This window comes from Streptomyces sp. NPDC060184 (assembly GCF_042728795.1).
In the GTDB taxonomy this organism is placed as follows: Bacteria; Actinomycetota; Actinomycetes; order Streptomycetales; family Streptomycetaceae; genus Streptomyces.
In genome coordinates this window covers 22,690-48,012 of record NZ_JBHWYX010000036.1, presented here as the reverse complement: position 1 = coordinate 48,012, position 25,323 = coordinate 22,690, and the positions used below count along the sequence as shown (strand labels likewise).

General features: G+C 72.2%; 22 protein-coding genes. 14 read left to right on the top strand and 8 right to left on the bottom strand.

Annotated elements, in window-relative coordinates; genetic code table 11:
• Positions 1-41: 41 nt before the first annotated feature.
• Positions 42-968, top strand: a complete 927-nt coding sequence (locus ACFWEE_RS23210; protein WP_386891742.1) for a LysR family transcriptional regulator — start codon at positions 42-44, stop codon at positions 966-968.
• Between the two features lie 72 nt (positions 969-1,040).
• Here ACFWEE_RS23210 and ACFWEE_RS23205 read toward each other — a convergent pair whose 3' ends face one another.
• The gene (locus ACFWEE_RS23205; protein ID WP_386891741.1) at positions 1,041-3,596 is read right to left on the bottom strand and encodes an MFS transporter; all 2,556 of its coding nucleotides are present in this window, start codon (positions 3,594-3,596) and stop codon (positions 1,041-1,043) included.
• Positions 3,597-3,949: 353 nt separating this feature from the next.
• Complete coding sequence (locus ACFWEE_RS23200; RefSeq protein WP_386891740.1) at positions 3,950-4,402, bottom strand: SRPBCC family protein; 453 nt, start codon at positions 4,400-4,402, stop codon at positions 3,950-3,952.
• 221 nt (positions 4,403-4,623) lie between these two features.
• Between ACFWEE_RS23200 and ACFWEE_RS23195 the strand changes: the two genes are divergently transcribed.
• The 3 genes from ACFWEE_RS23195 (at position 4,624) to ACFWEE_RS23185 (ending at position 7,790) form a co-directional block, all read left to right on the top strand.
• Positions 4,624-5,745 (top strand): Rv2578c family radical SAM protein, encoded by a 1,122-nt coding sequence (locus ACFWEE_RS23195; protein ID WP_386891738.1) that lies wholly within the window; start codon positions 4,624-4,626, stop codon positions 5,743-5,745.
• Between the two features lie 62 nt (positions 5,746-5,807).
• Positions 5,808-5,978, top strand: a complete 171-nt coding sequence (locus ACFWEE_RS23190; protein ID WP_386891737.1) for a winged helix-turn-helix domain-containing protein — start codon at positions 5,808-5,810, stop codon at positions 5,976-5,978.
• A gap of 216 nt (positions 5,979-6,194) precedes the next feature.
• Entirely contained in the window at positions 6,195-7,790 is a 1,596-nt protein-coding gene (locus tag ACFWEE_RS23185; protein WP_386891735.1) for an alpha/beta hydrolase, read from the top strand.
• A gap of 48 nt (positions 7,791-7,838) precedes the next feature.
• On the opposite strand, the gene ACFWEE_RS23180 is transcribed toward ACFWEE_RS23185, so the two are convergent.
• A complete protein-coding gene (locus tag ACFWEE_RS23180; protein ID WP_386891799.1) occupies positions 7,839-8,420 on the bottom strand; it encodes a HEAT repeat domain-containing protein in 582 nt (193 codons plus the stop codon).
• Between the two features lie 638 nt (positions 8,421-9,058).
• Between ACFWEE_RS23180 and ACFWEE_RS23175 the strand changes: the two genes are divergently transcribed.
• Both ACFWEE_RS23175 and ACFWEE_RS23170 read left to right on the top strand, forming a co-directional pair.
• On the top strand, positions 9,059-10,840 hold the full coding sequence (locus tag ACFWEE_RS23175; RefSeq protein ID WP_386891733.1) for a 3-hydroxyacyl-CoA dehydrogenase family protein: 1,782 nt from the start codon (positions 9,059-9,061) through the stop codon (positions 10,838-10,840).
• Positions 10,841-10,941: 101 nt separating this feature from the next.
• Positions 10,942-11,772, top strand: coding sequence for a TetR family transcriptional regulator (locus tag ACFWEE_RS23170; protein WP_386891731.1), 831 nt, complete (start codon positions 10,942-10,944; stop codon positions 11,770-11,772).
• Positions 11,773-11,820: 48 nt separating this feature from the next.
• Here the strand turns inward: ACFWEE_RS23170 and ACFWEE_RS23165 are convergent, their stop codons facing one another.
• Complete coding sequence (locus ACFWEE_RS23165; RefSeq protein ID WP_386891730.1) at positions 11,821-12,711, bottom strand: restriction endonuclease; 891 nt, start codon at positions 12,709-12,711, stop codon at positions 11,821-11,823.
• Positions 12,712-12,861: 150 nt separating this feature from the next.
• On the opposite strand from ACFWEE_RS23165, the gene ACFWEE_RS23160 reads away from it, so the two are divergent.
• From ACFWEE_RS23160 to pssA, 8 genes are all read left to right on the top strand, one after another.
• Positions 12,862-13,653 (top strand): GNAT family N-acetyltransferase, encoded by a 792-nt coding sequence (locus tag ACFWEE_RS23160; RefSeq protein WP_386891728.1) that lies wholly within the window; start codon positions 12,862-12,864, stop codon positions 13,651-13,653.
• A gap of 393 nt (positions 13,654-14,046) precedes the next feature.
• Positions 14,047-15,423, top strand: a complete 1,377-nt coding sequence (gene ccrA, locus ACFWEE_RS23155; protein ID WP_386891726.1) for a crotonyl-CoA carboxylase/reductase — start codon at positions 14,047-14,049, stop codon at positions 15,421-15,423.
• Positions 15,424-15,432: 9 nt separating this feature from the next.
• On the top strand, positions 15,433-17,445 hold the full coding sequence (locus tag ACFWEE_RS23150) for a protein meaA (protein ID WP_386891724.1): 2,013 nt from the start codon (positions 15,433-15,435) through the stop codon (positions 17,443-17,445).
• Entirely contained in the window at positions 17,442-18,413 is a 972-nt protein-coding gene (locus ACFWEE_RS23145) for an HpcH/HpaI aldolase/citrate lyase family protein (RefSeq protein ID WP_386891722.1), read from the top strand. The genes ACFWEE_RS23150 and ACFWEE_RS23145 overlap by 4 nt, the downstream gene beginning before the upstream one ends.
• A 2-nt stretch (positions 18,414-18,415) precedes the next feature.
• Positions 18,416-18,919, top strand: coding sequence for a MaoC family dehydratase (locus ACFWEE_RS23140; protein ID WP_386891721.1), 504 nt, complete (start codon positions 18,416-18,418; stop codon positions 18,917-18,919).
• A gap of 24 nt (positions 18,920-18,943) precedes the next feature.
• Positions 18,944-20,149 carry an acyl-CoA dehydrogenase family protein gene (locus ACFWEE_RS23135; protein WP_386891719.1) on the top strand — a complete coding sequence of 402 codons (1,206 nt, stop codon included), beginning with the start codon at positions 18,944-18,946 and terminating at the stop codon, positions 20,147-20,149.
• 180 nt (positions 20,150-20,329) lie between these two features.
• Positions 20,330-20,977: a phosphatidylserine decarboxylase gene (locus ACFWEE_RS23130; protein WP_386891718.1), complete on the top strand. Its 648-nt coding sequence runs from the start codon at positions 20,330-20,332 to the stop codon at positions 20,975-20,977.
• A 22-nt stretch (positions 20,978-20,999) separates the two neighbouring features.
• Positions 21,000-21,827, top strand: coding sequence for a CDP-diacylglycerol--serine O-phosphatidyltransferase (gene pssA, locus ACFWEE_RS23125; RefSeq protein WP_386891797.1), 828 nt, complete (start codon positions 21,000-21,002; stop codon positions 21,825-21,827).
• A gap of 191 nt (positions 21,828-22,018) precedes the next feature.
• Here pssA and ACFWEE_RS23120 read toward each other — a convergent pair whose 3' ends face one another.
• From ACFWEE_RS23120 to ACFWEE_RS23105, 4 genes are all read right to left on the bottom strand, one after another.
• A complete protein-coding gene (locus ACFWEE_RS23120; RefSeq protein ID WP_386891716.1) occupies positions 22,019-22,477 on the bottom strand; it encodes an SRPBCC family protein in 459 nt (152 codons plus the stop codon).
• A gap of 99 nt (positions 22,478-22,576) precedes the next feature.
• Positions 22,577-22,843 (bottom strand): UBP-type zinc finger domain-containing protein, encoded by a 267-nt coding sequence (locus ACFWEE_RS23115; RefSeq protein WP_386891714.1) that lies wholly within the window; start codon positions 22,841-22,843, stop codon positions 22,577-22,579.
• Between the two features lie 89 nt (positions 22,844-22,932).
• On the bottom strand, positions 22,933-23,832 hold the full coding sequence (gene rbsK / locus ACFWEE_RS23110; RefSeq protein WP_386891713.1) for a ribokinase: 900 nt from the start codon (positions 23,830-23,832) through the stop codon (positions 22,933-22,935).
• A gap of 10 nt (positions 23,833-23,842) precedes the next feature.
• Complete coding sequence (locus ACFWEE_RS23105) at positions 23,843-25,009, bottom strand: LacI family DNA-binding transcriptional regulator (RefSeq protein WP_386891711.1); 1,167 nt, start codon at positions 25,007-25,009, stop codon at positions 23,843-23,845.
• Between the last annotated feature and the right edge of the window lie 314 nt (positions 25,010-25,323).

Here is a 25,323-nt window from a genome sequence, read left to right as displayed (position 1 = left end):
CGGAAAGTACCTCTGGGATTCATCACCTACAGTGCTCAATCATGGAATTGCGTCAGCTGGAGCACTTCGTCACCGTCGCGGAGGAGCAGCACTTCACCCGGGCCGCCGAGCGGCTCGCCGTCTCCCAGTCGGGTCTGTCGGCGTCCGTACGGGCGCTGGAGCAGGAGCTGCGGACCCCGTTGTTCAGCCGGACGACCCGGTCGGTACGGCTCACGGAGGCGGGGCGGGCGCTGCTGGTGGAGGCGGTGCGGACGCTCGCCGGGGCCCGCGCGGCCCGGGACGCGGTGGACGCCGTACGGGGGCTGCTGCGCGGCACGCTGACGGTGGGGGTCGAGCAGTGCGTGGCGGGGGTCAGTCCGGCGCGGTTGCTGGCGGCGTTCCACCGGGAGCATCCGCACATGGAGATCCGGCTCCGCCAGGAGGGCACGATGAGTCTGCTGGACGGGGTGGCGGACGGTCGCCTGGACCTGGCGTTCGCGGCGACGGTGAGCCCGGTGGAGTGGCGCGGGGAGCTGATTCCGCTGGCGGTCGAGGAGATGGTGGTGCTGTGCGCCGCCGGACACCGGTTCGCCGGGCTGCCCGGGGTCGAGTGGGGTGCGCTGCCCGAGGAGTCGTTCATCGACTTCCACCCGGACTGGGGCCCCCGGCGGGCCGCCGACGCGGCCTTCGCCTCGGCCGGGGTGCGCCGGACGGTGGCCCTGGAGGTGAACGACGTGCACAGCCTGCTGGAGCTGGTCCAGGAGGGGCTGGGCATCGCCGTCGTCCCGCGCCACTTCGCGCGCAAGCCCGAGGCGGCCCGGCTGGTCGCCCTGGACCTGGTGGCGTCGGAGGCGTCCGGCCCGGGGGCCGGGGCGCGACCGGTGCGGTACGAGAGCGTGGTGGTGCTCCCGCCGCAGCGGGCGACGAGCCCGGGGGCGCGGGCGCTGGTGTCGCTGGTGACGTCGGCGCGGGAGCGGGGCGAGGAGTAGCCCCGGAGTCCCGCGCCACACCCGGCCCGGGAGGCCCCGCACCCACGCCCGTGCCGCGCGCCTCCCGGGCCGTCAGTCCTCGTGGCCGAGCTGGAGGTCGCGCTCGGTACGCCCGCCCCCGGCGACCTGGAGCACGGTGGCCACCGGCGGGTAGCCGGCGGCGATCACGGTGTACTCGCCGGAGGAGAGGTCCACGAAGCGGAACGCGCCGTCCGGGCCGGTGGTGAGGGTGTCGACCACGTTGCCCGCGGCGTCGAGCAGGGTGACCCGCGCGTCCTCGACGAGCCGCCCGCCAGAGGCGCGTACGACTCCGCGCAGCACCGCGCCGCCGGCCAGTTCGATGTCCTGGCGGGTCTCGCGGGCGGCCTGCACGCTCACCGGCAGTGCGGCGGGCCGGAAGGCGGCGGCGCTGGCGGCGAGGGTGTACTCGCCCGCGACCAGTTCCGCGATGGTGTAGCCGCCCTCGTGGCCGGTCCGGGTGGAGGCGACGACCTCGCCGCGTACGTCGGTGAGGGTGACGGCCGCCTCGCGGACCGGGGTGCCGTCGGGGGTGAGGACGCGGCCGGTGAGGCGTCCGGCGCCGCCGAGCACGATGTCGAGGGAGACCGGCCGCTCGCCGACGGTGACGCTGACGGCCTGCGGCTGGTGCCCTCCGGCCGCGGCGATCAGGACGTAACTGCCGGAGCCGGGCACGCTCAGCGCGTACCGCCCCTCGCCGTCGCTGGCGCCCCGGCCCACCTGGTGCCCCTGGACGTCGATGAGAGTGAGCGCGGCCCGGGGCACCGTGGTCCCGTCCTGGTGCTGGACCCGGCCGCGTACCGGCACCCCGGCGACGTGGGCGACCACGACGGGCGCGGTCGCGGGGACGGGGACGGTCACGGTGACGGCGGCCGGGACACCACCGGCGTCGGGGACGGTGCGGGCCGCGGGGATCTCGGCGGGCTCGGCGGCGGCTTCGGGGCTGTGGTGGGACACCAGCGGTTTCTCCTTGAGGAAGAAGGCGAGGACGAGACCGGTCAGCAGGACCGGCACCAGGTAGAGGAAGATCCGCGGCATCGCGTCCACGTACGCCTGGATGTACGCGTCGCGCAGCGCAGGGTCCAGCGTGCGGATCAGCTGTGGGGTGACGGACTTCGCGTCGGGCAGACCGGCACCGGAGGGCAGGCGGACCGCCAGCGCGTCCGCGAGGCGTCCGGCGAAGAGCGTCCCGAAGATCGCCGCCCCGACGCTGCCGCCGATCTGCCGGAAGTAGTTGTTGGCGCTGGTGGCGGTGCCGAGATCGGTGGGGCGTACGGAGTTCTGCACCGCGAGCACCAGCACCGGCATGACGAGGCCGATCCCGATGCCGAGCACCGCCTGGGCGAGGCTGTACTCCAGCTGGGACGTGCCGAGTTCGAGGCGGGAGAGCAGCCACATGCCGACCGCGGAGAGGGCGCTGCCGACGATCGGGTGGGCCCGGTAGCGACCCGAACGGGAGATCATCTGCCCGGAGACGACGGAGGCGGCCACGATGCCGCCCATCATCGGGAGCATGAGCAGCCCCGACTCGGTGGCGCTCACGCCGTCGACCATCTGGAGGTAGGTGGGCAGGTAGCTCGCCGCGCCGAACAGCGCCACGCCGATGACGGCGCCGACCAGGCCGCTGACGTTGAAGACGGAGTCGCGGAAGAGCCGCAACGGAATGATCGGTTCTGCTGCGCGGGCCTCGACGGCGACGAAGAGCACCGCGGTGACGACCGCTCCGACGGCGAGCAGCACGATGGTCCGCGATCCCCAGGCGTACTCGGTGCCGCCCCAGCTGGTCAGCAGTACCAGGCAGGTGGAGGCGACGGCGAGCAGCGCGGCGCCCAGCACGTCGAGTTTCGGGCGGACCTTGGGCCGGGGCAGCTTGAGCACGACGGCGATGACGGCGAGGGTCGCCAGTCCGAACGGCACGTTGATGTAGAAGCACCAGCGCCAGGAGACGTGGTCGGTGAAGAACCCGCCCAGGAGCGGTCCCGCCACCGACGCCAGCCCGAAGACCGCGCCGATGAGCCCCATGTACCGGCCCCGCTGCCGGGGCGGCACGATGTCCGCGATGATCGCCTGGACGCCGATCATCAGTCCGCCGCCGCCGATGCCCTGGAGGGCGCGGAAGGCGATCAGCTGGTCCATCGTGCGCGACCAGCCCGCGAGGGCGGAGCCGATGACGAACACGACGATCGCGAACTGGAAGACGCCCTTGCGGCCGAAGAGGTCGCCGAGTTTGCCGTAGAGCGGCAGCACGATGGTGGACGCCAGCAGGTAGGCGGTGACGGCCCAGGACATCTTGTCGAGCCCGTGCAGCTCGCCGACGATCTTCGGCAGCGCGGTGGCGACGATCATCTGGTCGAGGGCGGCGAGCAGCAGAGTGAGCATCAGCCCGAGGAAGACCGTGCGGACCTGACGGGCGTTCACCTCGCCCTCGGCCGCCGTGGGCCCGGACGCGTCGGGCGCCTCGGGTGCCGGGCGTCCGGGCGGCCCGGCCTGCACGGGCAACTCCTCGGTCGGGGTGTCGTCCGGCGGGTAAGCGGGCGGGCGCCCCACCTGGTCCTCCCGGTCCCCCGACCCGTCCGGCCCGCCTTCGACCAGCGTGCTGCCACCCACCACGGAACGCTCCCCTCGTCGCACTGCGCCGAACATTTCTCGCATCAGGCGGGAAGGCGGGGCAAACGACTTCGAGGGGCGTGGACGGCGTGCGCGGAGACGTATCCGCCGGTGGGAGCGGGGTGGGGCGCAGAACAGGTTGCCCTGGAAAACCACTCGTTCCGGTGAGGCGTCCGACGCGCCGAGTGGCGGGTGGCAGGTGGCGCGGAGTGGCCTGGCCGGTGGCGTACGGAGGACAGGGCCGGCGCGCGGACGACGCGGATTGGCGCGGACTGCGCGAACGGCTGACCGGTGGACCGGTGGACCGGGGACCGGCGCGCGGACGGTGGATGGGCCCACCGTCCGGCGACGGGGGTCTACTTGGCGGTCTTCTCGACCTCGGTGGCGAGGTTCTGGAGCAGCTCGTCGTAGATACGGGCGAGCCCCTTGGGGGCGAAGGTCTGTTCGAAGAACCCTCCGATGCCGCCCGCGCCGTTCCAGACGGTGGAGACGACGGCCTTGGAGCGGCCCTCTCCGGCGGGGGTGACGGTCCAGGTGGTGACCATCGAGGAGTTGCGGTCCTTCTCGACCAGCTGGCCGTCGGTCGGCTCGGTCACCTCCAGGAGGCAGTCGCGCACCCGCTTGCTGGTGGCCTGGAGCTTCCAGTGGACGAGGGTGCCCTCACCGTCGCCGCCCTCGCGGACCTCGTACTCGCTGAAGTGCCCGGGCAGCACCTTGCCCCGCACCTCCTTGTAGTCGGCCAGCGCGTCGAACACCGTCTCCGCGTCCGCCGCGATGGTCCGCTCCGTCGTGGCTTCGACCTGCGCCATGGCTGTTCCTCCAGCACTCGGTTGATGAAAGACCCTGACTGAGCCAACCACCCCGGCATGGTCCGCTCAAAATCGGGCCGGTGAACCTCCGGCCGGACCGCGACCTCCATAACCGGCCACGACCTGGCCGGAAGTCGTTCAGGCCCTCGCCGGAAGGGCGCTCCGCACGATCAAGGGAACATATGTTCTATTGTCGGAATCGAGCCACCGAGGAGATGCCGATGCGCTGGGACCACTTGATCGAACAGACCGATGACGCCGCGAACGCCGAGAACACCGCCGACGCCGGAGACGGCGCCGGCCGGGACGCCGGACGGCCGGCCGGGAGCGCGCCGCGGGCCGCCGCCCTCTTCGCCGCCGACGCGGTCACCAGCCGCACGTTCGACACCCCAGAGTTCCGCGGGATGACCTTCCACGAGATCCGCGCCCGCACGCTCGTGAACCGGGTGCCCGGGGCCTCCCGGATGCCGTTCGAGTGGACGCTGAACCCGTACCGGGGCTGCAGTCACGCATGCGTGTACTGCTTCGCCCGCAAGACGCACAGCTATCTGGACCTGGACACAGGGGCCGGTTTCGACTCGCAGATCGTCGTCAAGATCAACGCGGTGGAACTGCTCCGGCGCGAACTGGCCTCACCGCGCTGGCGCGGGGACCACCTCGCGATGGGCACCAACGTCGACTGCTACCAGCGTGCGGAGGGCCGGTACAGCCTGATGCCGGGCATCATCGGCGCCCTGCGCGACTACGCCAACCCCTTCTCGATCCTGACCAAGGGCACCCTGATCCTGCGCGATCTGGACCTGTTGCGGCAGGCCGCCGAGGTGACCGAGGTCGGCGTCTGCGTCTCGGTGGGGTTCGTCGACCGGGAGCTGTGGCGCACGGTGGAACCCGGCACCCCGGCCCCCCTGCGCAGGCTGGAGGCCGTTCGTACCCTGACGGAGGCGGGCATCGGTTGCGCGGTCCTCATGGCCCCCGTCATCCCGTTCCTGGGCGACGGCCCCGACCAGCTGCGGGCCACGGTCCGGGCCGTCGCCGAGGCGGGCGCCACCTCGGTGACCCCGCTCGTGCTCCATCTGCGGCCGGGCGCACGGGAGTGGTTCATGGCGTGGCTGGGCCGCCACCACCCGCACCTCGTCGCACGGTACGAGCGGATGTACGCGGGCGGTTCGTACGCCCCGCACTGGTACCAGCGGCAGATCACCCGGCAGGTGCACGATATCGCCGCCGAGTTCGGCATCGGCCCGCCCGCCCGGGGCGCCGCCCGGCGGATCACCCCGCCCGCACCGTCGGCCGGTGGCACGACCGGGACGGCACCGGGCCCCACCCAGCTCACGCTTCTCTGAGGCGGCATCCGCCGGCGCCTCCCGTACGGATCGCGCGAGGCTCGCGGAACCCTCGGCACGGCGTGCCGCCGAGCAGCCACCACTTCAAGGTGCTGCGCCGCGCCGGCGTCGTCCGCCAGCACTACGAGGGCACGACGAAGCTGGACACCCTGCGCCGCGCGGACCTGGACCGCGCCTTCCCCGGCCTCCTCGACGCGATCATCGAGGCGGCGCTCCGCGAGACCGGGCGGTAGGTGGTGTGCCGCGGATCGAGGCCGGGACCGGACGCCACCCGCCCCCGGTCGTGATCCGGCGGACACCCCCGAGGGTCCCGGGTCCGGCGTGACGCCGACCGGCCGCCCGTACGGGTCAACTCCGGCCGCGCGGTGTCCCTCCGCCGCCGATCGCGGGGAGCATCCGGCCGAGGCTGCGCCCTGAAGCAGCCGCGATCCCTCGCCCCGGGAGGCCGTATGACGAACCGTGCAAAAATCCTGGTCGCCGCTGGTGCGGTGGTCGCCGGTCTGGTGACCGGCGCACCCGCTCCGGCGACAGCCGACACCGGCGCCGCGCCCGCACCGCTGAAGTGGACCTCGTGCGCGACGGAGGCCCGGCCGACGCTCCAGTGCGCCTCGGTCCGGGCCCCGCTCGACCACGCCCGTCCGGACGGCCGCCGGGTCACCCTCGCGCTGACCCGCGTGCCGCACACCGCGAAGACCTTCCAGGGACCGCTGCTGGTCAACCCGGGCGGCCCCGGGGGCAGCGGGCTGAACCTGGCCGGGTTCGTGTCCACCGCGCTGCCCGAGAAGGTCGCCGCCCAGTACGACGTGATCGGCTTCGATCCGCGCGGCGTAGGGAAGAGCACCCCGAAACTCGACTGCGTGCCGGGGTACTTCCGGCCGGTGCGCCCCGCCTCGGTCCCCACCTCCCTCACCGCCGAGCGGACGGTCCGCGACCGGGCCGCCTCGTTCGCCGAGGCCTGCGGGAGCAAGTACGGCGACCTGCTGCCGTACATGGACACGGTGAGCGCCGCCCATGACCTGGACACGATCCGCGAAGCCCTCGGCGCGCGGCGGATCAACTACTTCGGCTACTCCTACGGCACCTACCTCGGTGCGGTCTACGCCCAGCTCCACCCGGACCGGGTGCGGCGGTTCGTGCTCGACTCCGTCGTGGACCCCGAGGGCGTCTGGTACGCGGACAACATCGCCCAGGACTACGCGTTCGAGGCCCGCCACAAGGCCTTCGCCGCCTGGGTCGCGAAGAACGACGCGACGTACCGTCTCGGTACGGACCCCGACGCCGTCGAGGCGGCCTGGTACCGGATGCGGGCGGCGGTCGCCGAGAAGCCGGCCGGCGGCAAGGTCGGTCCCGGGGAGCTGGAGGACACCTTCCTGCCCGGGGGCTACTACAACGGCTACTGGCCGCACCTCGCCGAGGCGTTCGCGTCGTACGTGAACGACGCCGACGGGGATGCGCTGCTCGCCGCGTACGAACGGTTCGGCGAGACCGGCGACGACAGCAACGGCTACTCCGTCTACACGGCGGTCCAGTGCCGCGACGCCGCCTGGCCCCGGGACTGGAGCACGTGGCGCAACGACGCGCGGGACGTGGCCTCGCAGGCGCCCTTCATCACCTGGAACAACACCTGGTACAACGCACCGTGCGCGAGCTGGCCGGTGGAGCCGCTCAGCCCCGTCCGGATCTCCAACGACGCGGTGGAGCCGATGCTGCTCTTCCAGGCCACCGAGGACGCGGCCACCCCGTACGAAGGGGGCCTGAGCATGCATCGCAAGCTCAAGGGCTCCCGCCTGGTGGTGGAGGAGGGCGGCGGGAACCACGGCATCACCCTGAGCGGCAACACCTGCCTCGACACCTATCTGTCGGAGTACCTCGCGAGCGGCGCCGTACCGACCGGGACCGGCGGCGCGGACGCGGACGCCGTCTGCACGGCCCGCCCGGACCCGAAGCCGCTGCCCGCCGGGAAGGCGCTGCGCGCGACGGACAGCGGGACCACCTCGGGCACCGGCGGCGGAACCCTGCACGGGCTGCTCGGCTTCCGGGGCTGACCGGTGCGCGGACCCGGCGGCGGCACGGGCGTCGCCGGGGACGCGCGGTCAGGGCGTGGCCGTCGGCGCCCCGGTCACCGGCAGTCGGCCGAGGGCGTGGGCGGCGGCGCCGGAGAGCCTGGGGTGCGGCAGCGCCGACTCCAGTACGGGCCGGGCCCGGTCGTCCCCGAGCCGCCCGAGCCCTTCGACGCACGCGAGCGCCACCCGCCAGTGCGGCTCCTCGGACGCGAGCAGCCCCTCCAGGGTCGCGATCAGCGCGGGAGCGGACTCGGGGGCGCGCAGGGCGGTCAGCAGGCGCACCGGGTGGAGGGCGTACGCGGAGCGCAGGGGGTTGGTGGCGAGCGCTGCGGCGGCGCGGGGCGTGCGCGGGTCGCGCAGCGCGGTGAGGGCGTGCGCGGCGGCGGCGCAGCGCTCGGGGTCGCGGTGGTTGAGCAGCAGCACGAGGGCCTCGAAGGCCCGGCGGTCCCCGGCGCAACCGAGCCGGAAGGCGGCGAGTTCCCGGGCCCAGAGGGGGCGGCCGGGTTCGACGAGCACCCGGGCGATCTCCTCCCGGTCGTCGGTGGCGGCGAGCCGCGCGCACTCCGCCGCGCCCGCCGCGCCCGCTTCGCCCCGCAGCCGGTCCGCGAGCACCTCCGCGGGCGATTCCTCGGGCGGACCCGGAAGCGCATGCCGGGGCGAATCCGGATCCGAGTCGCCCTCGAGCGGCCCCGGACCGCAGTCCTTGAGCGGATCCGTACCCACGTCCTTGCGCGGATCCGGCAGTGGGTCCGTGCGCCCGGTGGGCGCGTCCGTGCACGCCTTCGACTCCTCGTCCATGACGCTCAGCGTATCTTCGGACACGCTCCGTGCGGAGGGCGCACGCATGCGCACACACGGCCAACTGTGAGCCAGGGCACAAGGGTTCCGGGCTGGCGCGCTCATTACCCGGCAGTTACTCTCATGTGAGCGGGGCACTCCCCCGCAGGCTCCGGTGGCCTGGTGACGCAGCCATCCGGAGTGCATGTCGGTTCGGCGGTCTTCGCGAGACGCGAAAGCCTCCGTGTGACGCGACCCGGGACAGGGTCCGTCCCCTTCTCCGGGCCGGGACGCGTTCCCGCAGCCCGGCCCCGTACGCCTCGTAAGGGTCGTGCGCCCCGTCGACCCGTACACGTCGTACACCTCGTACGTCCACCTCGTACACCTCGACACGCCTTCCGCACGCGCGCGTTCCTTCGCCCCTCGTGCGCGCCGTGTTCCCTCACAGTCGTCACTCACCCTGGAGTCCCGTGATGGACACCCCGTTCACCACCATCGCCGTCGTCGGCCTCGGCACCATGGGCACCGGCATCGCCGAGGTCCTGGCCCGCGCGGGCCGCGAGGTCATCGGCATCGACATCGACCAGGCGGCGGCCCGCCGCGCGGTCGCCTCGCTGGAGGCCTCCACCGCCCGTGCCGTGCGCCGGGAACGTCTCACCGAGCGGGAGCGCGGTGACGTCCTCGCCCGTTTCCGAACCTTCTCCGACCTGTCGGCCGCCGCCGACGCCGAGCTCGTCATCGAGGTGGTGCCGGAGTCGTACGAGATCAAGCAGCAGGTGATCCGGGAGCTGGACGCGGTGGTCGCGCCGGGCGCGATCCTGGCGACCGGCACCAACGCCCTCTCCGTGACCCGGCTGGCCGCCGAGTCGCTGCGGCCGGAGCGGGTCCTCGGGCTCCACTTCTTCAATCCGGCACCGGCGATGAAGCTCGTCGAGGTGGTCTCGTCGGTGCTGACCGCCCCGCCCGCCGTGGAAGCCGTGACCGCGCTGGCCCGGGAGCTGGGCAAGGAGCCCGTCGCGGTCGGCGACCGCCCGGGGTTCGTGGCGGACGGCCTGCTCTTCGGCTACCTCAACCAGGCCGCCGCCATGTACGAGGCGAACTATGCCTCCCGGGAGGACATCGACGCCGCGATGCGGCTCGGCTGCGGGCTCCCGATGGGGCCGCTGGCACTCCTCGACCTGATCGGCATCGACACCGCCCGCACGGTGCTGGAGGCCATGTACGCGGCCTCGCACGACCGGCTGCACGCGCCCGCCCCGGTGCTCGGGCAGCTCAGCGAAGCGGGGCTGACCGGCCGCAAGGCGGGCCGCGGCTTCTACACGTACGCGGCGCCGGGCAGCCAGGAGGTGGTCCCGGACGCGCGCACGCCGCACGGGTCCGCGTCAGGCGTCCCCGGGCGCACGGTCGCCGCCGTCGGGGTCGCGGGCTCGGGCACGATGGCGTCCGGCATCGCCGAGGTCTTCGCGAAGGCCGGGTACGCGGTGGTACTGGCCGCGCGGTCCCAGGAGAAGGCGGACGCCGCCAAGGGCCGGATCGCGGCGTCCCTGGAGCGTTCGGTCGCCAAGGGGCGGCTGACCGCCGAGGCCCGGGACGAGACGCTCGCCCGGATCGCTCCGGCCGGATCGCTCGACGCGTTCGCCGAGGTGGATCTCGCCGTGGAGGCGGTCGCCGAGGACCTGCTGGTCAAGCAGCAGCTCTTCGCGACGCTGGACAAGGTGTGCAAGCCGGGCGCGGTGCTCGCCACCACCACCTCCTCGCTGCCGGTCGTGTCCGTGGCGCGGGCCACCTCCCGGCCGGGGGACGTGGTGGGGATGCACTTCTTCAACCCGGCGCCCGCGATGAAACTGGTCGAGGTGGTCCGCACGGTGCTGACCGCCGACGACGCGCACGCCACCGTGCGGGAGGTCTGCGCGAAGGTGCGCAAGCACCCCGTGGACTGCGGCGACCGGGCCGGTTTCATCGTCAACGCGCTGCTCTTCCCGTACCTCAACAACGCGATCAAGATGGTGGAGGAGCACTACGCGACGCTGGACGACATCGACGCCGCGATGAAGCTCGGCGGCGGGTATCCGATGGGCCCGTTCGAGCTGCTGGACGTGGTCGGGCTGGACGTCTCCCTCGCCATCGAGAAGGTGCTGCACCAGGAGTTCCGCGACCCGGGGCTGGCCCCGGCGCCCCTGCTGGAGCACCTGGTCGCGGCGGGCTGCCTGGGCCGCAAGACCGGGCGCGGCTTCCGCGAACACACGCGGCGCTGATCCCGTCCCCCGAGGTGGTGTCCGGCCGGCCGGGAACGTCCTTGATCGCCAGGACACCACCTCGGGCGCGCTCCCCCGCACCCATGGAGTACGTTCACACCATGTCCCAGCCCGCCAGGTCACCCCGTGCCACCGCCGCCTCCGACGCCCCGGAGAGCACGGCAGTCACCCGTGCTGCCGCCCAACGACTGAAGATGCGCCGCGAGTTGGCCGCCGCGGCCATGGAACTCTTCGCGACGAAGGGGTACGAGGGCACCACCGTCGACGAGATCGCGGGCGCCGCGGGGGTGGCCCGGCGGACCTTCTTCCGGCACTTCCGGTCGAAGGAGGAGGCGATCTTCCCGGACCACGACGACACCCTGGTGCGGGCCGAGGCGGTCCTGAACGCGGCCCCCTCCCACGAGCACCCGCTCGACACGGTGTGCCGGGGGATCAAGGAGGTCATGAAGATGTACGCGGCCAAGCCCGCCGTCTCCGTGGCCCGCTACAAGCTCACCCGCGAGGTCCCGGCGCTCCGCGAGGCCGAGATCGCTTCGGTGGCCCGCTACGAACGGCTGTTCACGCGCTACCTGCTGGGCCACTTCGACGAGCGCGACAGCCATGTCGGCAACGACGACCCGCTGCTGGCGGAGGTCGCCGCGTCGGCCGTGGTGACCGCCCACAACCACGTGCTGCGGCGCTGGCTGCGCGCGGACGGCAAGGGCGACGTGGAGGACCAGCTCGACCACGCCTTCGCCATCGTCCGGGAGACCTTCGGCACCGGTACGGGCATCGGCGCGGGCCGGATCGCCGGCACCGAGCCCGCGAAGCCCGCGGCGCCGCCCGCCGCCTCGGTGACCGCCGACGGCGAGGTGCTGGTCGCGGTGGCGCGGACGGACGCCCCGCTGGACGAGGTCATGCGGACGATCCAGCAGGCGCTGAAGGAGCGCTGAGGCGCGGGCCCGCCGCCTGCGGGAGGCCACCGGGCCGGGCAGGCCACCTCAGGCGGGCTCGGGCAGTCCGGGCCCGCCGCCGACGGCCGCCGGGGACTCCCACGGCGGGGGCAGGAAACCCTCGCTCCAGCCCGCCAGCGCGTCCGCGTCGACGCAGACGATGCCGCAGGCCGCCGCGTACTCGGCGGCGGGCGCGGTGAACTCACCGGTGGTCACCACGAGTGCGGCGTCGGCCCCGTGGACCGCGTAGCAGGTCCCGCCGAACCGCTGGAGGTCCTGCGAGCCGACCTTGTTGACGGGCCCGTAGCGCTTGCACTGGACGACGAGGCGGCGGCCGTCCGGGGCGGTCGCGAGCACGTCGGCGCCGAGGTCCCCGGCACCGCCCACCCGTTCGACGTCCCGGCAGCCGTCACGTCGGCAGAGCTCCGCCACGGCCTCCTCGAAGGCGTACGGGTCGAGGGCCGCGAAGTCCACGGGATCCGGCCCGTACACCGGCTCCGTCATGAGCACCGGCTCGGGCTCCGCCATGAGCACCGGCTCGGGCTCCGCCATGAGCACCGGCTCGGGCTCCGTAACGAGCGCCGGCTCGGGCCCGGCGACGGGCACCGGATCGGGCCGCTCCGCCGCGGCCACCGCCTCGTCGATCTCCGCCAGCGCGGTGTCCACCAGCTCCTCCGCCGCCTCGGTCACGGCTGCCGCCAGCCGGGCGGCACGCCTGCGCCGGTGACGTCGGCGCAGCACGAGGACCGCGCCCGCGACGACGAGGAGGGCGAGCGCGCCCCGGAGGGCGGGGTGGCCGCCGACGCTCCCCCAGGCGTCACGGAGCAGCATCCCTCCGACTGCGAGGAGGAGCGCGGCGAGGGCGAACCCCACCGCTGTGCGCCGGAGGCTGAAGTCCCCGCGGCGCGTCCGTGCGCGCCCGCGTATCGCTGTCGGCATCCCGTCCGTCCCCCTCGTCCCGTCCGCGCGCCCCGCGTGGCGAGGCGCAAGATCATCTCCTCCGGCGTCTGCCCGGATCGGGGTGATCGACGCGGGCGCGGCCGAAATTCGCTCGCCGGGTCCATCGCCGTGTGATCGGGTACGCCGATGATGACGTCCGAGCGACTCCTTGCCCTGTTCGATCACGAGATGCGGGAACACGCCCGCCCCGACGGCCCCGGCGCACGGGTGGAGCGGGACGGTCCGGTGGTCCGCCAGAGCGGCGGCGACGACGCCTGGAGCGCCGTCGTGTGGTCCTCGCCGGCGCTCGACGAGGAGGGGGCCGACGCGGCGGTCGCGGCGCAGGTCGCGTACTGCCTGGCACGCGGTGTCACCTCCTTCGAGTGGAAGCTCTACAGCTACGACCGGCCCGCCGATCTGGGCGAGCGGCTGCGGGCGGCGGGGTTCGTCCCGGAGCCGCCCGAGACGCTGATGGTGGCGGCGGTGGCGGACCTGCCGGCCGATGCCGGGCCGCCCGCGGGGGTCGAGCTGCGCGAGGTGCACGACGAGGCGGGGGTGTTGCTGATGGCCGAGGCGCACGAGGCGGCGTTCGGCACGGACTCCTCGTGGCTGCGCGACCACATGCTGGCCCGGCTGGCGGCGGCGCCGGAGGAGTTCTTCGGGGTGGTGGCCCTGGCGGACGGGATGCCGGTGAGTTCGGCGCGGCTGGAGCTGTACCCGGGCACCTCCTTCGCGGGGCTCTGGGGCGGCGGGACGCACCCGGAGTGGCGGGGGCGCGGCATCTACCGGGCCCTGGTGGCGCACCGGGCCCGTACGGCCGCCGCGCGCGGGGTCCGGTACCTCCAGGTCGACGCGTCCGCGGACTCGGCGCCGATCCTGGCGCGGCTGGGCTTCACGGCGCTCGCCACGACGACGCCGTACGTGTACCGCATCGCGCCGTAGTCCTTCTCCTGCGGGACAGACCGCACCAGAACGCCCATCGTGTTGCTCATGCGTGCCGACCGGATGACAGCTGAGAGAAATTTCTGGCACTCGGTGCCTTGTCAGCTGTCACGCAGTGCCATACGTTGAAAGTGTCCGGGCGGCCGGCGTACCGGGAACTCGACGTACGCCGGCTGTCCCCGAGGGCCCACCGTGCCCGCGCGCCCGGACGCCTGCGTCACAGGCACCCTTCCGCTCCACCGAGCACGCCGCGCACCACCCGCCGAACCGACGGCACACCTCCAGACCGCACCGCTCCCTGTCCGCAGGGACCACCGAAGCGTTCCTCACCAGCGTTCCCCTGGCTCTCGGCCCGTTCGAGCAGGGGAGACACCACCCGCCGGAGGCATCACCGTGAAGGACATCCTGGACGCGATCCAGTCGCAGGAAAGCACCGCAGCCGACTTCGCGGCGCTGCCCCTCCCCGAGTCGTACCGCGCGGTGACCGTGCACAAGGACGAAGCGGGAATCTTCGAGGGGCGGGCCACCCGCGACAAGGACCCGCGCGAATCGCTCCACCTCGACGAGGTCCCGGTGCCCGAACTCGGCCCGGGCGAAGCCCTGGTCGCCGTCATGGCCAGTTCGGTGAACTACAACTCCGTCTGGACCTCGATCTTCGAGCCGGTCTCCACCTTCGGCTTCCTGGAGCGGTACGGCCGGCTCAGCGAGCTGACCAAGCGCCACGACCTGCCGTACCACGTCATCGGCTCCGACCTCGCGGGCGTCGTGCTGCGCACCGGACCCGGCGTGAACGCCTGGCACCCGGGCGACGAGGTCGTCGCGCACTGCCTCTCCGTCGAACTGGAGTCGTCCGACGGCCACAACGACACGATGCTCGACCCCGAGCAGCGCATCTGGGGCTTCGAGACCAACTTCGGCGGCCTCGCCGAGATCGCGCTCGTCAAGTCCAACCAGCTGATGCCCAAGCCCGCCCACCTCAGCTGGGAGGAGGCAGCGGCCCCCGGCCTCGTCAACTCGACCGCGTACCGCCAGCTGGTCTCCCGCAACGGCGCCGGCATGAAGCAGGGCGACAACGTCCTGATCTGGGGCGCCAGCGGCGGACTCGGCTCCTACGCCACCCAGTTCGCGCTGGCCGGCGGCGCCAACCCGATCTGCGTCGTCTCCAACGACCAGAAGGCGGAGATCTGCCGGAAGATGGGCGCCGAGGCGATCATCGACCGCAGCGCCGAGGGCTACCGGTTCTGGAAGGACGAGAGCCACCAGGACTCCCGCGAGTGGAAGCGGTTCGGCCAGCGCATCCGCGAACTGACCGGCGGCGAAGACGTCGACATCGTCTTCGAGCACCCCGGCCGCGAGACCTTCGGCGCCTCCGTCTACGTGACCCGCAAGGGCGGCACCATCGTCACCTGTGCCTCCACCTCCGGGTACACCCACGAGTACGACAACCGCTACCTGTGGATGTCGCTCAAGAAGATCGTCGGCTCGCACTTCGCGAACTACCGCGAGGCATGGGAGGCGAACCGACTGGTGGCGAAGGGGAAGATCCACCCGACGCTCTCCCGCGTGTACACGCTGGAGGAGACCGGCCAGGCGGCCCACGACGTCCACCGCAACGTCCACCAGGGCAAGGTCGGCGTCCTCGCGCTGGCCCCGCGCGAGGGCCTGGGCGTGCGCGACGAGGAACTGCGCGCGAAGCACATCGACGCCATCAACCTGTTCCGCGACACCTCCGCGGAACCGGCCGCCGCCCCTTCCCGCGAGAACGTCTGAGGTCTCCCGATGACCGAACGTCACAAGGACCGCCCCTGGCTCATGCGGACGTACGCGGGCCACTCGACGGCCGAGGCGTCCAACGAGCTCTACCGGCGCAACCTCGCCAAGGGCCAGACCGGTCTCTCCGTCGCCTTCGACCTCCCCACCCAGACCGGTTACGACCCCGACCACGTCCTCGCCCGCGGCGAGGTCGGGCGGGTCGGGGTGCCGGTCTCCCACCTCGGCGACATGCGCCGGCTGTTCCAGGACATCCCGCTGGAGCGGATGAACACCTCGATGACGATCAACGCCACCGCGATGTGGCTGCTGGCGCTCTACCAGGTCGTCGCCGAGGAGCAGGGCGCCGACCCGGGCGCACTCCAGGGCACCACGCAGAACGACATCGTCAAGGAGTATCTCTCGCGCGGGACGCACGTCTTCCCGCCCGGGCCCTCCCTGCGGCTGACCACCGACATGATCACGTACACGGTCAACCACGTCCCCAAGTGGAACCCGATCAACATCTGCAGCTACCACCTCCAGGAGGCCGGGGCGACACCCGTCCAGGAGATCGCGTACGCCATGTCCACGGCGGTCGCCGTGCTGGACGCGGTGCGCGACTCCGGGCAGGTACCCCCGGAGGGGTTCGGCGCGGTGGTGGGGCGCATCTCCTTCTTCGTGAACGCGGGCGTCCGCTTCGTCGAGGAGATGTGCAAGATGCGCGCCTTCGGCCGGATCTGGGACCGGATCGCCCGAGAGCGGTACGGCATCACCGACCCCAAGCAGCGGCGGTTCCGCTACGGCGTCCAGGTCAACTCCCTCGGCCTCACCGAGGCGCAGCCGGAGAACAACGTCCAGCGCATCGTGCTGGAGATGCTGGCCGTCACCCTCTCCAAGGACGCCCGCGCCCGCGCGGTGCAACTCCCCGCGTGGAACGAGGCGCTGGGGCTGCCGCGCCCCTGGGACCAGCAGTGGTCGCTCCGCATCCAGCAGGTCCTCGCGCACGAGAGCGACCTGCTGGAGTACGAGGACATCTTCGACGGCTCGCGGGTGATCGGGGCGAAGGTGGACTCGCTCGTGGAGGAGGCGCTGGAGGAGATGGACCGGATCGAGCAGATGGGCGGCGCGATGGCGGCCGTCGAGTCCGGTTACCTCAAGTCCGAGCTGGTCGCCTCGCACGCCGCGCGGCGTGCCCGGATCGAGAGCGGCGAGGAGAAGATCATCGGCGTCAACGTCCACGAGGCGACCGAGCCCAGCCCGCTCACCGCCGACCTGGACGGCGCGGTCATGACGGTCGACCCGGAGAACGAGGCGCGGGTGGTGGCCGCCCTGCATGCCTGGCGGGACGGCCGCGACGAGGCGCGCGCCACCGAGTCGCTGGCGGCCCTGAAGAAGGCCGCCGCCGGTACGGAGAACCTGATGGCGGCGACCGTCGAGTGCGCCCGCGCGGGGGTGACCACCGGGGAGTGGTCCTGGGCGCTGCGGGACGTGTTCGGCGAGTTCCGGGCACCGACCGGGGTCTCCTCCGCGCCGGTGGCCGTGACCGCCGAGCCGGGCACCCCGCTGGCGGCGGTCCGCGCGAAGGCGGCCCGTACCGCCGAGGACCTCGGCTGCGGGCGGCTGCGGCTGCTGGTCGGCAAGCCGGGTCTCGACGGGCACTCCAACGGCGCCGAGCAGATCGCCGTACGCGCGCGCGACGCCGGTTTCGAGGTGGTCTACCAGGGCATCAGGCTGACGCCCGAACAGATCGTCTCCGCCGCGCTGGCCGAGGACGTGCACTGCGTGGGCCTGTCGATCCTCTCCGGCTCGCACGCCGAGCTCGTCCCCGACGTGCTCCACCGGCTGCGCGAGGCCGGCGCGGACGACGTCCCGGTGATCGCCGGCGGGATCATCCCGCCCGCCGACGCCGCGGCTCTCGTCCGGGCCGGGGTCGCCGCCGTCTTCACCCCGAAGGACTTCGGTATCACGGAGATCATCGGCCGTATCGTCGACGAGATCCGCAAAGCCAACGAGCTCGACCCTCTGGAGGTCCCCGCATGACCACGCCCACGCCCGTGAACCGGCTGCGTCCCCGCCGCTCGTGCCTGGCGGTGCCCGGTTCCAACCCGCGCTTCCTGGAGAAGGCCCAGGGACTCCCGGCCGACCAGGTCTTCCTCGACCTGGAGGACGCCTGCGCGCCGCTCGCCAAGGAAGGGGCGCGGCACACCATCGTCGACGCGCTCAACAAGGGCGACTGGACCGGCAAGACCCGGGTGGTGCGGGTCAACGACTGGACCACGCACTGGACGTACCGGGACGTCATCACCGTCGTCGAGGGCGCCGGGCCGAACCTCGACTGCATCATGCTGCCGAAGGTCCAGGACGCCGAGCAGGTCGTCGCCCTGGATCTGCTGCTCACCCAGATCGAGAAGACGATGGGCTTCGAGGTCGGCCGGATCGGCATCGAGGCGCAGATCGAGAACGCCAAGGGCCTGGTGAACATCGACACCATCGCGGCGGCGTCGCCCCGGCTGGAGACGCTGATCTTCGGCCCGGCCGACTTCATGGCGTCCATCAACATGAAGACCCTGGTCGTCGGCCAGCAGCCGCCCGGCTACGGCGCCGACGCGTACCACTACATCCTGATGCGCATCCTGATGGCGGCCCGTACGCACGACCTCCAGGCGATCGACGGACCGTTCCTGCAGATCCGTGACGTGGACGCCTACCGCGAGGTGGCCGGCCGCGCCGCGGCGCTGGGCTTCGACGGCAAGTGGGTGCTGCACCCGGGCCAGGTCGACGCGGCCAACGAGGTCTTCTCGCCGTCGCAGGAGGACTACGACCACGCCGAACTGATCCTCGACGCCTACGACTGGTGCACCTCGGAGGAGGGCGGCAAGAAGGGTTCGGCGATGCTCGGCGACGAGATGATCGACGAGGCCAGCCGCAAGATGGCGCTGGTCATCGCCGGCAAGGGGCGGGCGGCCGGGATGCGGCGCACCTCGAAGTTCGAAGCCCCGGAGGCCTGACCATGCAGTTCGGACGCACCTTCGAGGAGTTCGAGGTCGGCGCGGTCTACAAGCACTGGCCCGGAAAGACGGTCACCGAGTACGACGACCACCTCTTCTGCCTGCTGACCATGAACCACCACCCGCTGCACATGGACAGCAACTACGCCGAGAACACGACCGACTTCGGCAAGAACGTGGTCGTCGGGAACTACGTCTACTCGCTGCTGCTGGGCATGTCGGTGCCGGACGTCTCGGGCAAGGCCATCGCCAACCTGGAGGTGGAGTCGCTGCGCCACGTCGCGCCCACCTTCCACGGCGACACGATCTACGGCGAGACCACCGTGCTCGACAGGACGCCGTCGAAGTCGAAGAGCGACCGGGGCATCGTGTACGTCGAGACCCGGGGCTTCAAGCAGGACGGCACCGTCGTCTGCGTCTTCCGGCGCAAGGTGATGGTCCCCACGCAGGAGTACATCGAGGCGCGCGGCGGCGAACAGCCCGGCCGCCCCACCCCCGCCAACTAGAGCGAAGTCACAGGAGAAGCCGTCATGAGCCGACTCGCCCGGACCGCCGGTCTGACCGACGTCCAAGAGGAAATCCTCTCCACCGTGAGGGACTTCGTCGACAAGGAGATCATCCCGGTCGCGACCGCCCTGGAGCACCGCGACGAGTACCCGACGGAGATCGTCGAAGGGCTCAAGGAGCTGGGCCTGTTCGGGCTGATGATCCCGGAGGAGTACGGCGGGCTGGGCGAGTCGCTGCTCACGTACGCGCTCTGCGTGGAGGAGATCGCGCGCGGCTGGATGAGCGTGTCCGGGATCATCAACACGCACTTCATCGTGGCGTACATGCTCAAGCAGCACGGCACGCAGGAGCAGAAGGACACCTTCCTGCCGCGCATGGCGCTGGGCGAGGTGCGGGGCGCCTTCTCGATGTCGGAGCCGGGTCTCGGCTCGGACGTGTCGGCGATCACGTCCAAGGGCGTGCGCGACGGCGAGGAGTACGTCCTCGACGGACAGAAGATGTGGCTCACCAACGGGGGCACGTCGACCCTGGTGGCGGTCCTGTGCCGGAGTGACGAAGGACACCCCGAGGGGACACCGCCGCACAAGTCGATGACGACCTTCCTGGTGGAGAAGGAGGCCGGCTTCGGGGAGGTCAGGCCCGGCCTGACCATCCCGGGGAAGATCGACAAGATGGGTTACAAGGGGGTCGACACCACCGAACTCATCATGGACGGACTACGCATTCCGGCCAATCGGGTCCTCGGCGGCAGCACCGGCCGAGGGTTTTACCAAATGATGGACGGAGTCGAGGTCGGCCGGGTGAACGTGGCGGCGCGTGGCTGCGGCGTCGCTCAACGTGCATTCGAATTGGGCGTTTCGTACGCCCAGCAGCGTCAAACTTTCGGAAAGCCGATCGCCCAGCACCAGGCCATCCAGTTCAAATTGGCCGAAATGGCCACCAAGGTCGAAGCGGCGCATGCGATGATGGTAAACGCGGCCCGCAAAAAGGACTCCGGGGAACGTAACGACCTGGAGGCAGGGATGGCGAAGTACCTCGCCTCCGAATACTGCAAGGAAGTCGTCGAGGACGCCTTCCGCATCCACGGCGGCTACGGCTTCTCCAAGGAGTACGAGATCGAGCGCCTCTACCGCGAGGCACCGATGCTGCTGATCGGTGAGGGTACCGCCGAGATCCAGAAAATGATCATTGGCCGCCGACTCCTGGAGGAGTACCGCTTGCAGGGTTGATCGTCCCTTTAGGGGCGATTTGGCCGCGAAGAAGATCACATCCAGTGACCCTGGAGCGTGGTCCCGGAGCGGTCCGACTCGGCTGCTGGCTTGCCCAGTTGTGGCCACCAACCGATAGCATCGACGGAAAGCCGCCGTCCCCCGTTGCCAGCGCGGCATCATCCGCTACGAAGGTCATTCATGCCCGACAGCCTTACCTCCGCACACCGCGGCGGGGTCCGCATCGCTCGCGGAGCATCGCCGTGGCTCCTCCCGACCGTCGCCACCGCGGCGCTCAGCCTGACCCGGGCGCGCAAGTCCGGCCGCTGGGCCGCCGTCGCCGTGCCCACCACCGCGCTCGCGGCCGGCATGCTGTGGTTCTTCCGCGACCCCGAGCGCGAGATCGCGCAGGGCCGGGTCATCTCCCCGGCCGACGGCGTGGTGCAGAGCATCATGCCGTGGAAGGACGGGCGCACCCGCGTCGCGATCTTCATGAGCCCGCTCAACGTGCACGTCAACCGCGCTCCGCTGGCCGGTACCGTGACGTCGGTCGAGCACGTCCCGGGCGGGTTCGTCCCGGCGTTCAACAAGGAGAGCGAGAACAACGAGCGCGTTGTCTGGCACTTCGACACCGAGCTCGGCGACATCGAGATGGTCCAGATCGCCGGCGCGGTCGCGCGTCGCATCGTGCCCTACATCCCCCGGGGCACGAAGGTCGAGCAGGGCGAGCGCATCGGTCTGATCCGCTTCGGTTCGCGCGTCGACATCTACCTGCCGGAAGGCGTCGAGGTCGCGGTCGAGGTCGGCCAGGCCACCACCGCGGGGGTGACTCGAATTGACCGTGATTGATCCGGACACCCAGGCCGACTGGGTGCCCGAGGCGGCCGAGGAGGGTGACGGAGACGGCACCCAGGACATGCCCCTCTCACTGCGCCTGTCGATAGCGGACACCCTCACGCTCGGCAACGCCACCTGTGGGTTCATGGCGGTGTACTTCACCACCACGGGCATTCTGATCCCGCACCTCACGGGCAGTGACGAGTCGGGCATGGCGCGTCACTCCGCGGCCACCGCGGTGATCCTGATGCTGCTGGCGGCCGTCTTCGACCTCTTCGACGGTCTGGTGGCCCGCAAGCTGCGGTCGTCGCCGATGGGCGCGGAGCTGGACAACCTCTCCGACCTCATCAGCTTCGGCCTCGCGCCGGCGTACTTCGTCCTGGTCTACGGGATGGTCGCGGACGACGCGCACCAGCGCGTCTCGGCGCTCGCGGCGATCGTGGTGCTGCTGGCGGTGGTGCTGCGGCTTGCGCGGTTCTCCTGCGTGACCTTGAAGGACGGCATGTTCCAGGGCATGCCGAGCCCCTTCGGAGCGCTCACGGTCGTCTCGATCGTGCTCCTGGAGCTGCCCTTCGTGCCCACGCTCCTCGCCATCGTCGGGGTGGCGTGGCTGATGGTCAGCCGGGTCGAGTACCCGAAGCCGCGGGGCGTGCTCGCGGTGGCGATGCTCGGCTGGATCGTGGCCGCGATGGGGCTCCTGGTCGCCTGGGCGTTCGACGCCCCCGGCGGGCAGCTGCTCCTCCAGACCGGCTGCGCGCTCCAGGTCGTGCTGGGCGCGGTGATCCCGCTCTTCGCGACCGCGCGGCGGGTGAACACCTTCCGCGGCAACCGGCGAGAGGCCCGCGCGGCGCAGCTGCCGTAGTCCCCGCCGTACGCACGTACGTACGCGCGAGAGGCCCGGATGCTCATGGCATCCGGGCCTCTCGCATGTCCGGGGCGCCGCGTGTCCGGGCCTCTCCGGCACGTCCGGGGCGGCTCGCACGTCCGTGGCGGGCTCGCGTGTCCGGGGACGGGCTCACGGTCCGGGGGTGCTCGGGGCCCGTCCCGGCACGCTCACGCGGCCGGGACGGCGGCTTCCACGGCCTTCTTGATCCGGAGCCCGAAGGCGGGGGCGTCCTTGCGGGCGGCCTTGGCGGCGAAGCCGACCAGGAGCTTGCCGATGCCGTGGCCTTCGAGGACGTTGTAGATCCGGACCCGGGTCCCGCCGTTCCCGGTGGCCTCGAGGTCGTAGCCGCCGTCCGCCGCGGCGACGATGTTCTTCGACTTCTCCTGCCAGCGGACCCGGGTCGGAGCCACCAGTTCCGTAATGGCGAATTCCCGCTGGGTGGTCATCCCGGCGTCCTTGACCGTCGAGCGGAACGTGGTGCCGACGACCGTGGGGCCGGCCGGAGTCTTCTCGATCTTCTGGACGCGCGGGCTGAAATCCCTGTCGTTCTCGCCGTCGGCGAGATAGGCGAAGACGTCGTCGATCGGGCGGTCGATCTCGACGATCGCCTCGAATTGCGTGGCCATGGGTTCCTCCTCGGGGAATGCGCCCAGTCTTCGGTGCGCGCTCCCCCGGCGCACCCGGAACACCAGCCTCCGGGTGGTCCGCCGACGTGTTCCGCGGGGTCAGCCGAGCACCTCGTGGCGGAAGCACCAGCGCCACTCCTCGCCCGGCTCGTGGGAGCGCATGACGGGGTGGCCGGAGGTCTCGTAGTGGGCGGTCGCGTGCCGCAGCGGCGAGCTGTCGCAGCAGGCCACCCGGCCGCAGGTGAGGCAGAGCCGCAGGTGCACCCAGTCGTCCCGGCCGACGGCCAGGCAGTCGGCGCAGGCGTCGGCGGGAGGGGCGGGGGCCGGGTCGGTGCCCGCCCGGTCCAGATCGTCGCAGAGAGCCATGTGCCGAGCGTACGACCGGGCCCGCCGGGTGGCAGGCCGGGGACCCGGGGACGGGCCGGGCCGGAGCCGTCCGTGCGACCGCTCACGGTTCACTTCTGGCGGCTGAGGAACTCCTCGACCTCGTCCCTGGCGGGCAGGGAGGACTGGGCTCCCGCGCGCGTGGTGCTCAGCGCGGCGGCGGCCGAGGCCCAGCGGACGGCCTCCGTGAGGGGGCGGCCCTCGGAGAGTGCGACCGCGAGGGCGCCGCAGAAGCAGTCGCCCGCCGCGGTGGTGTCCGTCGGGCGGACGCGGAAGGCGGGCAGGTGCAGGTGCGCGGTGCCCTCCAGCAGCAGGACGCCGTCGCCGCCGAGGGTGACGACGACCGCGCCGGCTCCGCGCAGCCGTCGGGCGGCCGTGACGACCTCGTCGGTGGTGCGCGGGACGTCCGTGCCGGTGAGCGCGGCCAGCTCGGTGCGGTTGGGCACGAGCAGGTCGACGTACGGGGGCGGAGTGGTACCCGGTGTCACCGGCGCCGGGTTGTAGAGCACCGTTCCCCCGGCGAGGCGGGCGGCGGCGTGGTTGGCCTCGTCCGGAACCTCCTGCTGGAGGACGGTGACGGCCGCCCGGCGCAGTACGTCGGCGGCGGCCTCGCAGTCCGCGGCGCCGAGACGGGAGTTGGCTCCGGGACTGACGATGATGCTGTTCTCCCCGGCCGGGGAGACGGCGATCATCGCCCGGCCGGTGGCGGTGCCGGCGGTGGTGCGCACGTGGGTGATGTCGACGCCCTGGCCGCCGACCGCGTCCGTCATCACCTGGCCGGCGTCGTCGTCCCCGACCCGGCCGACGAAGGAGACGCCGGCGCCGAGGCGGGCCGCCGCGACGGCCTGGTTGGCGCCCTTCCCGCCGGGATGCTGGGCGATGTCCCCGCCCAGCACGGTCTCCCCGGGCACGGGGTGCCGCGGCACGGGGGCGACAAGGTCGAGGTTCAGGCTTCCGACGACGGCGATCACTGCTGGTTCCTCACGCTGTTGGGTCATTGCGGTCTCGGGGCCGCTGCGGGGGCACGGGGGTCACCGGGTGGGGGTCCGGTGCCGCGGCGCGGCTGGGTGTGTGCGGCCGGGCGGGTGCGGCGGCGAGGGGCGACCCGTCGGCCGCCGGGACGCTGGAGGTCCGTACGGCCAGCTCCGGTGCGAGTCGCACCGTGCGCACCTTCCGGGCGCCGGGAGTGCGTGCGGCGGTCAAACCGTCCACGCGGCCGGCGTCCAGCCTGCGTGCCAGTAACGCGACCGCTTCGGCGGCCAGTTCGTGGACCGGCTGACGGACGGTGGTCAGCCCGGGGGCGGTGAGCGAGGCCATCGGTACGTCGTCGAAGCCCGTGACCGCGACCTCGCCCGGCACGTCGGCGCCCAGCTCGCGGAGGCGTTGCAGCGCTCCGATCGCGATCAGGTCGTTGGCGCAGACCACGGCGTCGGGGCGGTACGGCCACAGCCGGTCGACGGCCTCCCGGCCCCAGGCGACGGAGAAGTCCCCGAGCTCGACCGGGGCCCGCTCCCCGCCGGGGAAGCGCGCACCGGCGCTCGCCTCGAAGGCGGCCCGGCGCTCGGCCGCGGCCGAGTCGGTGCCCGCGGCGCCGATGAAGCAGGGCCGTCGTCTGCCGGTGGCGGCCAGGTGGTCCAGGACCAGAGCGATCCCGGCGGTGTTGTCGACCGCGACCAGGTCCGCGACGCCGGGCCCGCAGCCGCGGTCGAGCAGCACGAGCGGAACCTTGTCGGCGGCCTCGGCCACCGCGGGACGGCTGAGGTGTTCGTCGACGGGGACCACCAGCATGGCGTCGACCCGTCGGCCCAGGAGGTCGGCGATCCGGCCGGCCTCCACGCCGGGGTCGTCGTCGCAGTCGGCGAGCAGTGCCGCCCGTCCGACGCCGTGCAGGGCGTACGTGAGCTCCCGCACGAGCGACGGGTAGAACGGGTTGGTGATCTGCGGCAGCACCAGTCCGACGGTGCCCGTGGACCGGCTGCGCAGGGAGCGCGCGACCTGGTTGGGCACGTAACCGAGGGTCTCGGCGGCGGCGCGTACGCGGGTCGCGATCTCCTCGCCGACCGGTCGTGTGCCCGCCATGACGCGGGAGACCGTCGCCACCGAAACGCCGGACAGCGCAGCGACGTCCTTGAGGGTCACCTCGCCCACCGGGCAGCCTCCTTGCTCGCCACGGCCCGCCCCGCGGCGAAGCCCGTCATCCTTGACGAGGGCAAACGTTATCACTCGAATTCGCCCGGATGAAGGGCTGTTGAAAAGAGCTCAGCACTGCACTGACCTGGCCCCAATGTGATGCGTGCCTCATGCATTGACATTTCGGGGCGGGGTTGAGCAATCTCTTGGGAGAACGATTTCCCAGCGTCTTCCGGACGCTGCGACCGGGCGTGCGCCCCGTCCTGCGGGGCGGCTCCGCGGTCCCGCGTTCCCAAGGTTCTGCCGCCGGTCCGCCCGGCGCGCATCCGCAC